Here is a 10,729-nt window from a genome sequence, read left to right as displayed (position 1 = left end):
CCCAGCCAGCGGGCGCGCCAGCGGCGCGGGCCTGCGCCAGCGCGGCGCGGGCGGCACCCAGGTCGCGCGCCCGCAGGGCGGCCTGCACGGGCGCCAGGGGCCCCGGCACCGGCTCGGCGGCCAGCGCAGGCGAAGGGTCCGCGCGCAGGGCGTTCACCCACTGGATGCGGTCGCGCGGCTGGCTCAGCACCAGCTTGACCGGGGCCTTGCCCACCTCGGCCACCGCCGCTTCGTTCGCACTCACCGACACCTGCCCTTGCGCGTTGGAGAACTCCACCGTGCCCGACAGCACGGTGAGCACCGTGCGGCCGTCGTCCTCCACGCTCAGGTCCCAGTCGGTGCCACGGATGGCGGCGGTGGCGGCCGGGGTTTCCAGGTTGAGCCGGCTGCCGTCGGCACGGCGCGTCTGGGTCCAGGCGCGGCCGGCGTTCAGCAGCAGCGTGGTCACGGGCTGGGCGGGCGTGGCCACGCCCTTGACCTGCAGGACCGTGTTCTGGTGCAGGCGCAGCTGCGTGTCGTCGGCAAACAGCAGCGCCATCTTGGCGGCCTGGCGCGTGCGCACGAAGTCGCCGGTGCCCAGGGGCTGGGCGGGGCGGGCGGGCTGCCAGTCGGCCGCGGCGGCAGTCCGCTGGTCACCCGCACCCTGCAGGCTGATGATTTCCGCGGCGGCGCCGGCAGGTACGGCGGCCCGGGCTGCCAGGGGCCAGGCCAGGGACGCCAGGGCAGCAGCCAGTACGGAGAGCGCCGGCAGGCGGTTCTTGGGATGGGACATGTGGGGCTTCCGGGGGAGAAGGCGGGGAACGGCACTGCCGGGCGCCGCCTTCATGGCGCCCGGGCAGCCGAAATTATTGCGAGCAACCCCCTTCGGGCACCCTCCCCCGGGGCCACCATTGGTTGCATTTTCATGAAGAAAGCCACATTTTTGGGCCCCGCAAGTACGCCAAGCGATCACAGCCGCCGGGTGGGGCCCCTTCCTACAGACGGCGCCGGGGCGCGGTGCTACAACGGAAGCCGTCCACTGTTTCCCCGCCCCACGCCTGCCGTGCGGCCCTGGAGCCCCTGTTTATGCCCGACGCGCCCCGCCTCAAGATCGGCCTGTCCGCCTGCTTTCAGCATGCCGACCCCACCCGCCCCCTGTTCACCAACAAGACGCTGCAGTATGTGGAGCAGTCGATTGCCCACTGGATCATGTCCGCCGGTGCCATGGTCGTGATGGTGCCCTGCCCCACCGGCGAGACGGCGCGCGGCGATGTGACGCTGCAGCACTACGCGCAATGGCTGGACGGCGTGGTAATGCACGGCGGCGCCGACGTGTGGCCCGGCAACTACGGCGAAGAGCCTCTGCGCGAAGAGTGGATTGGCGACCGGGTGCGCGACATCTACGACCTGGCCCTGGTCAAGGCCTTTGCCGAGGTGGGCAAGCCGATCTTTGGCGTCTGCCGCGGCCTGCAGCTCATCAACGTGGCTTTTGGCGGCGCGCTGTACCAGGACATCGAAACCCAGCACCCGGGGGCGCTGCAGCACCGCAACGCAACGGCCTATGACCAGCACTTCCATGACATCCAGATCGTGCCCGATTCGCGGCTGGCGCAGCTCTATCCCGGCCTGCCCCGCGCCCGCGTGAACAGCATTCACCACCAGGGCATCAAGCGGGTGGCGCCCGACTTCGTGGTGGAGGCCCTGAGCGAGCCCGACGGCGTGCCGGAGGCCATCCGCGTCAAGCCTGGCCCGGGCCGGGGCTATATCGCCGCCACGCAGTGGCACCCCGAGTTCCACAAGGTGGGCGCCGACACGCTGGACGACACCGCCATCCTGCAGGATTTTCTGGCCGCCTGCGCCCAGGCCAAGGCGGAGCCGGTGCGGCGCGCGCCACCACAGCCTGCCAGCCTGCGCGACCGCGCCACGCGGCTGCTGCGGCGCGCCTTGCAGCGCAACCGGGCGCTTGCACAATAGGGCCAGGGGGTTCCCCGCCGCCCAGCGAAGCCCGGACTCTCAGCAGAGCGCGCCCATCACGGAGTCCGGATCCCCCTTGAGCGCGTCTGCCACCAGCAGCCACAACAGCCGCTCGCGCATCGCGTCGTCGCCGTCGCTGACCTTGAGCGCCACGGCGGTCAAATCGCCCCGCTGCACCTGCAGGTCCACGCCCTGAAAATTCGCGTCCGACGCTTGGAGCTCCCGGGCCAGCGCCACGACACGCGCATAAGCATCGTCTGGCACCCCACGGGCGACAGTAATGGAAATTGCCATTGGAAAACGGTCTCGGGTTGCGGAGTTGCTGCAAAAAGCGAAGAGACCCAGCTCCCGTGGCCATCGACACCGCCCCCAGCCTGCGCTCATTCAGGCCGGAGGGTTGTAACCTTGTGTGCGTGCCCGCGGCCCGCGAACTCCAGGGGGAAGCACCTCATGGCGAGAGGACGCTCTCAACCAGCAGTTGCAGCAGTGCGCCCCGCAACTTGTCCTGCGTGTCGGTGATCACGGTGGCAGCACCCCACTCCACCGTCACCGTTCGCCCCTTGAAGTTGCCATCCTTCTCCCGCAACACTTCCGCCAGCTGTTCAATGCGGGCATAGTCGGCCGCGGAGACCGTGGTGGCGACGGTGATGGTGATGCTCATGCCGTTCAGAAGACGCTTCCTGCAGCGTGCCGCGCCACCGGCGGGCGGGATGTAGGACTGGACCGGCTTTGCGCGGCTGCGCCCCGCTCCCGGCGCCTCCACGCGGCCCGGACTACTGGCGAGGCAGCGCATACGCACGCACGGCATCTCCGGGGCGCGTGCCCGTGGAGCCATGGCCGCCGGCCACCACCACCACGTACTGGCGGCCATCGTCGCCGGTGTAGCTCATGGGCGTGGCCTGGCCGCCGGCGGGCAGGCGGTCGTGCCAGACGATGCGCCCGTCGTTCAGGTCATAGGCCCGCACATAATTGTCCAGCGCACCCGAGTAGAACGCCACTCCGCCCGCCGTGAGCATGGGCCCGCCAATGCCCGGCACGCCCATGCGGAACGGCAGCGGCACAGGCGCCAGGTCCCGCACGGTGCCGTTGCGGTGCTTCCACGCGATCTGGCCGGTGCGCAGGTCCACCCCCGCCACGTACCCCCAGGGCGGCGCCTGGCAGGGCAGGCCCAGCGGCGACACAAACGGCTTCATCGACGCGGCAAACGGTGCGCCGAAGTTCTCGTTCAGCGCGGGCAGACTGCCCTTGGGCGGGCCGCCCTCCTGCACCAGCAGGCTGGTGTCGTCCTTGCGGGGGACGAGCTTGGACACGAACGCCAGGTAGGTGGGCGTGGTGAAGGCCACCTGCCGCGCCGGGTCCACCGCGATGCCGCCCCAGTTGAACACGCCGAAGTTGCCGGGGTACACCAGGCTGCCTTGCTCTGACGGCGGTGTGAACCGGCCTTCGTAGCGCAGCCGGTGGAACGCGATGCGGCAGGCCAGCTGGTCGAACAGGGTGGCGCCCCACATGTCGCGTTCGCGCAGCGGTGGCGGATTGAACGACAGCGCCGAGCGGGGCTGCGTGGGTGCGGTGTGGTCGCCCCGGGCGGCGCCCTGCGGCGCGGGATCTTCCTGCACCGGCAGCAGCGGGGCACCGGTGCGGCGGTCCAGCACGAACAGCTCGCCCTGCTTGGTGGGCTGCACCAGGGCGGGCACCGCCTGGCCCCCTACCTGCAGGTCCACCAGCGTGGGCTGGGCGGGCACGTCGTAGTCCCACAGGTCGTGGTGCACCGTCTGGAAGTGCCAGCGCACCTTGCCGCTGGCCAGGTCCAGCGCCACCACGGAGGACGCATAGCGCTCCACCGCCGGGCTGCGCTGGCCGCCCCACTGGTCGGGCGGCTGGTTGCCCATGGGCACATAGACCATGCCCAGCGCCTCATCCACGCTGGAGATGGACCAGCTGTTGGGCGAGTTGGGCGTGTAGGTGCGGCCGGGCGGCAGCGGCGCCGTGTCGTCGGGATTGCCCGAGTCCCAGTTCCACACCAGCGCGCCGCTGTCGATGTCAAACGCCCGGATCACGCCCGACTGCTCCTTGACCGACGCGTTGTCCAGCACCGTGCCGCCCACGATCACCAGATGCTGCGTGACGACCACGGGTGAGGTGGAGTAATACGCGCCCGGGCGCAGGTTGGGCATGCGCTGCCACAGGTCGATCTGCCCCGTGCCGCCCCCGAAGTTGGTGCACACGGCCCCGCTGTCGGGGTTCAGGGCGATCACCCGGCCATCGACGGTGGGCATGAAGAGCTTGGCGCGGCAGGCAGCGTCGGTCGGACCGCCCTGGGCCGCGACCGGCGGCTGGCGCGGGTCTGACGCCTGGGTGGCAGGGGCTTGCGGCTGGGTGGTGGTGGGCGACGGGTGGGCCGCGGGCTGGGCACGCTCGGCGCCCGCGGCGGTGCCGGCCACGGAGTTGAGCGCCGCGGGCGATGCCTTGGCCACGGGATCGCGCGGCGGCTGGTACGACAGGCCGCGGCAGGTCAGGTGCTGCAGCGCGAGCTTGCCCTCGATCTGCGGGTCGTAGCGCCACAGCTGCTGGCCCGTGGTGGCATTGAGCGCGATGACCGACTGGTGCGGCGTGCACAGGAACAGCCGGTTGCCGATCTTCAGCGGGGTGACCTCGTAGGTGGTTTCTTCCGGATCACCGTCCTTGCCCCGCACGTCGCCCGTGCGGTACTCCCAGGCCAGCTGCAACCGCGGTGCGTTGCCAGGCGTGATCTGCGACAGCGGCGCAAAACGCTGGCCCAGGCCCGTGCGGCCGTAGGCATGCCATTCCCCGGCCGGGACGACAGGATGGGCGGGGTTGGCGCTCTCGCCGGCCCCGGTGCGCGACACCTCGGCCACCGGCCGCGCTTGCGGCAAGGTGCCCGCAAACTCATGCGGCGCGCGGAACCACGACACGGCGGCCACGCCAGCGGACACCAACAGCACCAGGGCGAGGCCGACACGGTCCCCGGGCCACCGGCGACGGCCCGTGCGGGCGGCGGCGGTGTCCGTGCGGCCCGTGCCCTCAGTGCCTGCCACCACCGTACGGTGGCCCTGGGCCCACGGAGTCACCAACCAAAGCCCCAGCACAAACAGCACATCCAGCCGCGCGGCCAGCGGCCACCAGTCCACGCCCACTTCCCACAAGGCCCATGCCAGCGACGCGGCAAGCGTCGCGGCAAACAACAGCCTGGCGGTGGCGCGCTGCCGCATCCACAGCGCGCCCACCGCCAGCAACGCCAGGCCCAGCGCGGCGTAGTACATGCTGCCGCCCAGCCGCACCAGCCACAGTCCTCCGGCCAGCAGAACCGCCCCCACCAGACCGACCACGCCGGCCGTGCCCGCGCCGGTGCCCTTGACCCCATGTGTGTGAATTGCCATGCCGCCGCTCCCGTTGCGCAGGGGGCGGCCTGCCGCCCATGCGCAAGCGCCGCCCCACCTCCGGCGATGTTGGCGGCAGCTGCGCGCCTGCACGCGTGGGCGTCGGCGCTGTTGCAGGGTGGGTGTCGGCCTACAGGGCCTGCAGACCTTGCAGGCGCTGTGGTGAATGCGCGGCTGCCGAGCCTGCGCCCAGCGCATGTGCGGCGATGGCTTCCAGCTCGCCCCGCAGCCATCGGTGCGCCGCGTCTTGCTGGTAGCGCGCGTGCCATACCAGGTACATCGGCATGGCCGGGCACACCACCGGCACGGGCGCGCTCGCCAGGTCCGCCAGGGCGGTGCGGGCGAGCAGCGAGGGCGCAGTGGTAAGCAGCGCCGTGCCGCGCACAAACGCCGGCAGCGCCGCAAAGCCCGGCACGCGCACGGCGAAGCGGCGGCGCACGCCGCGGGTGGCGAGCTGGCGGTCCAGCTCCAGGCCGCGGTGCGCCTCGTAGGCCACGGTGGCGTGGTCGGCGGCCAGGTAGTCGGCCTCGGTGGCGGGCGCGCTGCGCACGCTGGCGTCGTAGAACACGCGGTACTGGTCTTCAAACAGACGCTTTTGCACGATGTCCGTGCCGTCCGGCGGGCGGGGGCTGATGACGAGCTGGCAGGCGTCCGACCGCAGCAGTTCCGCGCTGGGCGCGCCGCTGGGCACGATGCGCAGCGTGACGCCCGGCGCAGCGGTGCGCAGGCGCGCGGCCAGGGCCGGCAGCAGCAGGTCGCGCTGGAAGTCGTTGGCGGCAAGGGTCAGCTCGGTCTGCCACGCGCGCGGGTCAAACTCGGCCCCTTGGGCAAACCGCTGCATCTGGTGCAGCATGTCGCGCGCGGGCTGGGCCAGGGCTTCGGCGCGTGCGGTGGGCACGATGCCGCGCCCGCGCTTCACAAACAGCGGGTCGCCGGTGATGGCGCGCAGCTTGTCCAGCAGGTGGCTCACCGCCGACTGGGTGACGCCCAGGCGCTCGGCCGCGGCCGTGATGCTGCCCGTCTCCAGCACCGCCAGCAGCAGCTTCAGCAGGTGGCCGTCCAGCGCTGATCCATCGAAATTGCTCATGCATTCGATGATGTTTTCGGGCTTCATCTTTGGCAATGGCACCCCGACACTGCGCTCTGACTTACATCAAGACCCGGAGACTTCCATGCCTTCCAAGCTGCCCCCGATCCCCGGCACCACGCCGTTCGATGGCGACCAGGCCCGCAAGGGCTACGCGCTGAACAAGATGTGCTTCTCGTTCAACGACGAGGCCAACCGCAACGCCTTTCTGGCCGACGAAGAGGCGTACATGAAGAAGTACGGCCTGAACGCGCAGCAAGCCGCCGCCATCCGCGCCAAGAACGTGCTGCAGCTGATCGCCGCGGGCGGCAACGCCTACTACCTGGCCAAGTTCGCGGGCATCTTCAAGCTGGACATGCAGGACATCGGCGCACAGCAGACGGGCATGACCAAAGACGAATTCAAGGCCATGCTGGTCGCAGCAGGCAAATAGGGAGACACACATGGCACAACTCATCGGCGGCCTCGGCACCTCGCACATCCCGGCCATTGGCAACGCCATCCACAAGGGCCTGCAAAACGATCCGTACTGGAAGCCCTTCTTCGATGGCTTTCCGCCCATCCGCCAGTGGCTGGGCGAGAAGAAGCCCGACGTGGTGGTGATGTTCTACAACGACCACGGCCTGAACTTCTTTCTCGACAAAATGCCCACCTTTGCCGTGGGCGCGGCCGCGCAGTACCACAACGCCGACGAAGGCTGGGGCATCCCCACACTGGCCCCGCTGCAGGGCGAGGTGGACCTGTCGTGGCACCTCATCAACACGCTGATCGGCCAGGAATTTGACGTGACCACCTGCCAGGAAATGCTGGTGGACCACGCCTGCACGCTGCCGCTGAAGCTCTTCTGGCCCGAGGGCGATTGCCCCGTGGCGGTGGTGCCGGTGTGCATCAACACCGTGCAGTTTCCGCTGCCGTCGGCCAAGCGCTGCTACGCGCTGGGCAAGGCCGTGGGCCAGGCCATCCAGAGTTGGGACAGCAGCAAGAAGGTGGCGGTGATTGCCTCCGGCGGCCTCAGCCACCAGCTCGACGGCGAGCGCGCGGGCTTCATCAACAAGGCGTTTGACCTGCAGTTCATCGAGAGCCTGACCACCAACCCCGAATGGGCCACGCAGTTCAGCGTGCACGAGCTGGTGGAAAAGACCGGCACCCAGGGCGTGGAGCTGCTGATGTGGCTGGCCATGCGCGGAGCGCTGTCCACCGCCAGCGCGGGCGTGCGGCGGGTGCACAGCAACTACCACATCCCGATCTCGAACACGGCCACGGCGGTGATGGCGCTGGAGACCGTTTCGGGCCGGGGTTGAATTCCTGCCTCCGTACCGCGGCGCGGTTTGCGACAGCGCTGGTGGCCGGCGACTGCGAAGCGGGGGGCGCAGTCAGCGGCCCGGCCGGCCCGCCCGCGATGCAAGAGGGTGCCGGCCTACAGCCATGCGCCGCGCGGCTGCCTAGCATGGGGCATCTGTCTCTCATTCGGAGGCCCCATGCCCCAGGTTCCCTTGCAAGAAAAAGACGTGACCCCCTCCGCCCCCGTGCCCGCGCGCACGGAGCGGCGGACCAACACCACCCAGCCCACGGAGCGGCCCGGCAGCGGGCCGGAAGACCTGGGCGGGCCGGAGGAGCGGCTGCCGCACGAGCGCGACGAGGCGGTGGACATGACCGATGGGGCGCGCCACCCGGAGGTGGAGCAGGCCTATGCCGACCTGCAGCGCGGCCTGCAGGACACGGACCGCGGTGTGCCCGCGCACCAGGCGTACCAAAAGCAGAAGAAGCCCGGCTGACGGGAGGAATGGTCACCCTGTGCGGGCGCGGGTGTTGGCGCCATGGGGGCCAAGCGAGTCGGTTTTATGCTATGTATTTGATAGCTTCTTGCGCTTACTGGTAAAGCGCTAGGGTCACTTTTTATCCATATTCCCTGCCCAAGGCGAAGCCGCACGGGCGGCAGGGGCGCCGCGCGTCACTCGGCACCCCGCCGCAGTGGCTGCACGCCGCGGACCTGGGGAAACCCGGCCCGCATGGCTTCGATGAAGGCCTTGAGGCGGGGCGAACGCCAGTTGCTGCGCGGGTAGAGCAGGTAGATGGGCAAGGGCGGCGCTTCCCAGTCCGGAGCCAAGTGGACCAGCCGGCCGTGGGCAATGTCGTCGGCCACGGCCCAGGCCGATGCCACCCCGGCGCCGACACCGGCCAGCGCGGCGTTGCGCAATGCTTGCAGGTTGTCGGTGCCCAGGCGCGGGGTGATGGGAAAGCGCGCCACCTCGCCGGTGCCGCGATGGCGCAGCGCCACCTCGTCCGCATAGAAGGTTCGCAGCGCCAGCCAGGGCAGCCGGGCCAGCTCCGCGGGAGTTTGCGGCACGGGGGTGCCGGCGGGCCACAGGCTGGGCGCGCCGATGGCGATGCGGGGCACCTCGGCCAGGGCGATGGCCACAAGGTTGGGCTCTTCCACGCGGCCCACGCGGATGGCGCAGTCGATGCCTTCGGCAATGAAGTCGGGGAGGCGGTCGTTGAGCAGCCAGTCCACCGACACCTGGGGATGGGCCTGCAAAAAGCCCACCAGCGCGGGCACCAGCTGCTCCTGCCCGAAGATGCTGGGCGCCAGCACGCGCAGGTGGCCGCGCAGGGCGGTGGCCTCGCGGCCCCGCAGTTCGGCGTCCAGGCTGTGCCAGCGCTCCAGCAGCGCCTTGGCCTGCTGGTAGGCCGTGTCGCCGTCTTCCGTGAGCTTCATGGCATGGGTGGAGCGCTGCAGCAATTGCACGCCCCAGAACGCCTCCAGCTGGCGCAGCCGGCGGCTGACGGTGGGCTGGGTAGTGCCCAGCTGCCGCGCCGCGGCCGACAGGCTGCCGGCGTCCACGATGCGCACCAGCGTGTGCAGCAGTTCCAGGCGGTCCAGGGTGATTTCGGCGGCATTGGTCATACGCTGAGCGTATAGCAAATGTGCAATGGCGCCATCTACCCAGGATGGTCATACGTTCCGAGAATTCGGCATCGTTGACTCACCGCGAACCCGGTTCGCCTGCTGCCATGTCTGTTTCGTCCCCTTCCCCCTCCCCTTCTGTTGCGGTGTCCGCTGCTTCAGCGTCTTCGCCAACGGCGGCCGCGGCCCCCACCGCAGGAGGAGGCCTGGCGCCCGCGCTGGTGGGGTTGCTGGCCACGGGCGCCGGCCTGGGCGCCGCCACGCTGTACTTCAGCCAGCCGCTGCTGGGCCTGATGGCGTCCAGCCTCGGCAGCACCCCCACGGCGGTGGGGGCCGTGCCCACCCTCACCCAGCTGGGCTACGCGCTGGGCATCCTGCTGCTGGCGCCGCTGGGCGACCGGTGGGACCGCCGCCTGCTGATCGGCGGCAAGGCCGTGGGCCTGGCCCTGGCGCTGGCCTGGTGCGCGCTGGCGCCCGGCGTGCACGCGCTGTGGGCCGCCGCCCTGGTGGCCGGCGTGCTGGCCACGCTGGCACAAGACATCGTGCCCGCCGCCGCCACGCTGGCGCCCGATGCGCAGCGGGGCCGGGTGGTGGGCCAGGTGATGACCGGGCTGCTGCTGGGCATCTTGCTGTCGCGCGTGTTCAGCGGCCTGCTGGGCCAGTGGGCCGGCTGGCGCGCGGTGTACGGCGTGGGGGCGTTGCTGGTGCTGGCCATCGGGCTGGTGTGCGCGCGGGGCCTGCCGCGCATGGCGCCGGTCACGTCGCTGGGCTACGGGGCGCTGCTGGCGTCGCTGGGCTCGCTGTGGCGCACCCATGGCGAGCTGCGCCGCGCGGTGTGGACGCAGGGCCTGCTGTCCATCGCGTTCAGCGCGTTCTGGTCCACGTTGGCCATCGTGCTGCAGCAGCGCTTTGGCCTGGGCAGCGCAGTGGCCGGTGCCTTCGGCCTGGCGGGCGTGGTGGGTGCGCTGGGCGCGCCGTGGGCGGGCCGCTGGTCCGACCGCTATGGCCCGCTGCGCGTGGTGCGCTGGGGCGCGGCCATTGTGGCGGGCTCGTTCGCCCTGCTGGCAGGCGGCGAGCTGCTGCCCGCGGCCTGGCAGCTGGCCCTGATGGTGGCGGTGACCGTGGCGTTCGACTTTGGCGTGCAAGTGGCGCTGGTGGGCCACCAGACCCTGGTGTACCGGCTGGAGCCCGCCGCCCGCAGCCGCCTGAATGCGCTGCTGCTGACGGGCATGTTCATCGGCATGGCGCTGGGCTCGGCCCTGGGCAGCCAGGCGCTGGCGCACGGCGGCTGGCTGGGCGTGGCGGGCCTGTGTGCGCTGGCGTCGGCCAGCGCCTGGGGGCTGCGCCGGCGCGGCTGAGGACGGGTGAAAGCGGCGCGCGTGGGCC

11 protein-coding genes are annotated in these 10,729 nt (G+C 70.8%); 5 read left to right on the top strand and 6 right to left on the bottom strand.

The genetic code is table 11. From position 1 onward, the window contains the following. Positions 1–772 (bottom strand): FecR family protein (locus LWW96_RS14945; RefSeq protein WP_291488335.1); only part of this gene is annotated, 772 nt, incomplete at its 3' end. 293 nt (positions 773–1,065) lie between these two features. Here LWW96_RS14945 and LWW96_RS14940 point away from each other — a divergent pair. After that, complete coding sequence (locus LWW96_RS14940) at positions 1,066–1,953, top strand: gamma-glutamyl-gamma-aminobutyrate hydrolase family protein (RefSeq protein WP_291488333.1); 888 nt, start codon at positions 1,066–1,068, stop codon at positions 1,951–1,953. A 39-nt stretch (positions 1,954–1,992) separates the two neighbouring features. Here LWW96_RS14940 and LWW96_RS14935 read toward each other — a convergent pair whose 3' ends face one another. The 4 genes from LWW96_RS14935 to LWW96_RS14920 form a co-directional block, all read right to left on the bottom strand. Next, on the bottom strand, positions 1,993–2,247 hold the full coding sequence (locus LWW96_RS14935) for a hypothetical protein (protein ID WP_291488332.1): 255 nt from the start codon (positions 2,245–2,247) through the stop codon (positions 1,993–1,995). 154 nt (positions 2,248–2,401) lie between these two features. Further along, entirely contained in the window at positions 2,402–2,614 is a 213-nt protein-coding gene (locus LWW96_RS14930) for a hypothetical protein (protein ID WP_291488330.1), read from the bottom strand. A gap of 112 nt (positions 2,615–2,726) precedes the next feature. Next, positions 2,727–5,351, bottom strand: a complete 2,625-nt coding sequence (locus LWW96_RS14925) for a membrane-bound PQQ-dependent dehydrogenase, glucose/quinate/shikimate family (RefSeq protein WP_291488328.1) — start codon at positions 5,349–5,351, stop codon at positions 2,727–2,729. Positions 5,352–5,481: 130 nt separating this feature from the next. After that, positions 5,482–6,465, bottom strand: a complete 984-nt coding sequence (locus LWW96_RS14920; protein WP_291488326.1) for a LysR family transcriptional regulator — start codon at positions 6,463–6,465, stop codon at positions 5,482–5,484. Between the two features lie 58 nt (positions 6,466–6,523). Here LWW96_RS14920 and LWW96_RS14915 point away from each other — a divergent pair, with 58 nt between their 5' ends. The 3 genes from LWW96_RS14915 to LWW96_RS14905 all read left to right on the top strand — a co-directional run bounded on the left by LWW96_RS14915 (position 6,524) and on the right by LWW96_RS14905 (position 8,213). Continuing rightward, positions 6,524–6,871 carry a protocatechuate 4,5-dioxygenase subunit alpha gene (locus LWW96_RS14915; RefSeq protein WP_291488324.1) on the top strand — a complete coding sequence of 116 codons (348 nt, stop codon included), beginning with the start codon at positions 6,524–6,526 and terminating at the stop codon, positions 6,869–6,871. Positions 6,872–6,881: 10 nt separating this feature from the next. Continuing rightward, a complete protein-coding gene (locus tag LWW96_RS14910) occupies positions 6,882–7,739 on the top strand; it encodes a class III extradiol dioxygenase family protein (RefSeq protein WP_291488322.1) in 858 nt (285 codons plus the stop codon). A gap of 177 nt (positions 7,740–7,916) precedes the next feature. After that, positions 7,917–8,213, top strand: coding sequence for a hypothetical protein (locus LWW96_RS14905; protein WP_291488320.1), 297 nt, complete (start codon positions 7,917–7,919; stop codon positions 8,211–8,213). Between the two features lie 176 nt (positions 8,214–8,389). Here LWW96_RS14905 and LWW96_RS14900 read toward each other — a convergent pair whose 3' ends face one another. Further along, entirely contained in the window at positions 8,390–9,343 is a 954-nt protein-coding gene (locus tag LWW96_RS14900) for a LysR family transcriptional regulator (protein WP_291488318.1), read from the bottom strand. Positions 9,344–9,450: 107 nt separating this feature from the next. Between LWW96_RS14900 and LWW96_RS14895 the strand changes: the two genes are divergently transcribed. Then, positions 9,451–10,701: an MFS transporter gene (locus tag LWW96_RS14895; RefSeq protein WP_291488316.1), complete on the top strand. Its 1,251-nt coding sequence runs from the start codon at positions 9,451–9,453 to the stop codon at positions 10,699–10,701. Positions 10,702–10,729 lie beyond the last annotated feature (28 nt).

Origin of the sequence: Acidovorax sp. (genome assembly GCF_021287135.1) — a bacterium.
Lineage (GTDB): Bacteria > Pseudomonadota > Gammaproteobacteria > Burkholderiales > Burkholderiaceae_C > Acidovorax.
The sequence above is the reverse complement of the archived record's forward strand: the minus strand, read 5'-3'. Positions and strand labels throughout refer to the sequence as shown.

What these genes read in the sequence shown, in the direction of transcription:
- LWW96_RS14940 (WP_291488333.1), top strand. Translation starts at nt 1,066, where the DNA reads ATGCCCGACGCGCCCCGCCTCAAGATCGGCCTGTCCGCCTGCTTTCAG.
- LWW96_RS14935 (WP_291488332.1), bottom strand. Translation starts at nt 2,247, where the DNA reads ATGGCAATTTCCATTACTGTCGCCCGTGGGGTGCCAGACGATGCTTAT.
- LWW96_RS14930 (WP_291488330.1), bottom strand. Translation starts at nt 2,614, where the DNA reads ATGAGCATCACCATCACCGTCGCCACCACGGTCTCCGCGGCCGACTAT.
- LWW96_RS14925 (WP_291488328.1), bottom strand. Translation starts at nt 5,351, where the DNA reads ATGGCAATTCACACACATGGGGTCAAGGGCACCGGCGCGGGCACGGCC.
- LWW96_RS14920 (WP_291488326.1), bottom strand. Translation starts at nt 6,465, where the DNA reads ATGAAGCCCGAAAACATCATCGAATGCATGAGCAATTTCGATGGATCA.
- LWW96_RS14915 (WP_291488324.1), top strand. Translation starts at nt 6,524, where the DNA reads ATGCCTTCCAAGCTGCCCCCGATCCCCGGCACCACGCCGTTCGATGGC.
- LWW96_RS14910 (WP_291488322.1), top strand. Translation starts at nt 6,882, where the DNA reads ATGGCACAACTCATCGGCGGCCTCGGCACCTCGCACATCCCGGCCATT.
- LWW96_RS14905 (WP_291488320.1), top strand. Translation starts at nt 7,917, where the DNA reads ATGCCCCAGGTTCCCTTGCAAGAAAAAGACGTGACCCCCTCCGCCCCC.
- LWW96_RS14900 (WP_291488318.1), bottom strand. Translation starts at nt 9,343, where the DNA reads ATGACCAATGCCGCCGAAATCACCCTGGACCGCCTGGAACTGCTGCAC.
- LWW96_RS14895 (WP_291488316.1), top strand. Translation starts at nt 9,451, where the DNA reads ATGTCTGTTTCGTCCCCTTCCCCCTCCCCTTCTGTTGCGGTGTCCGCT.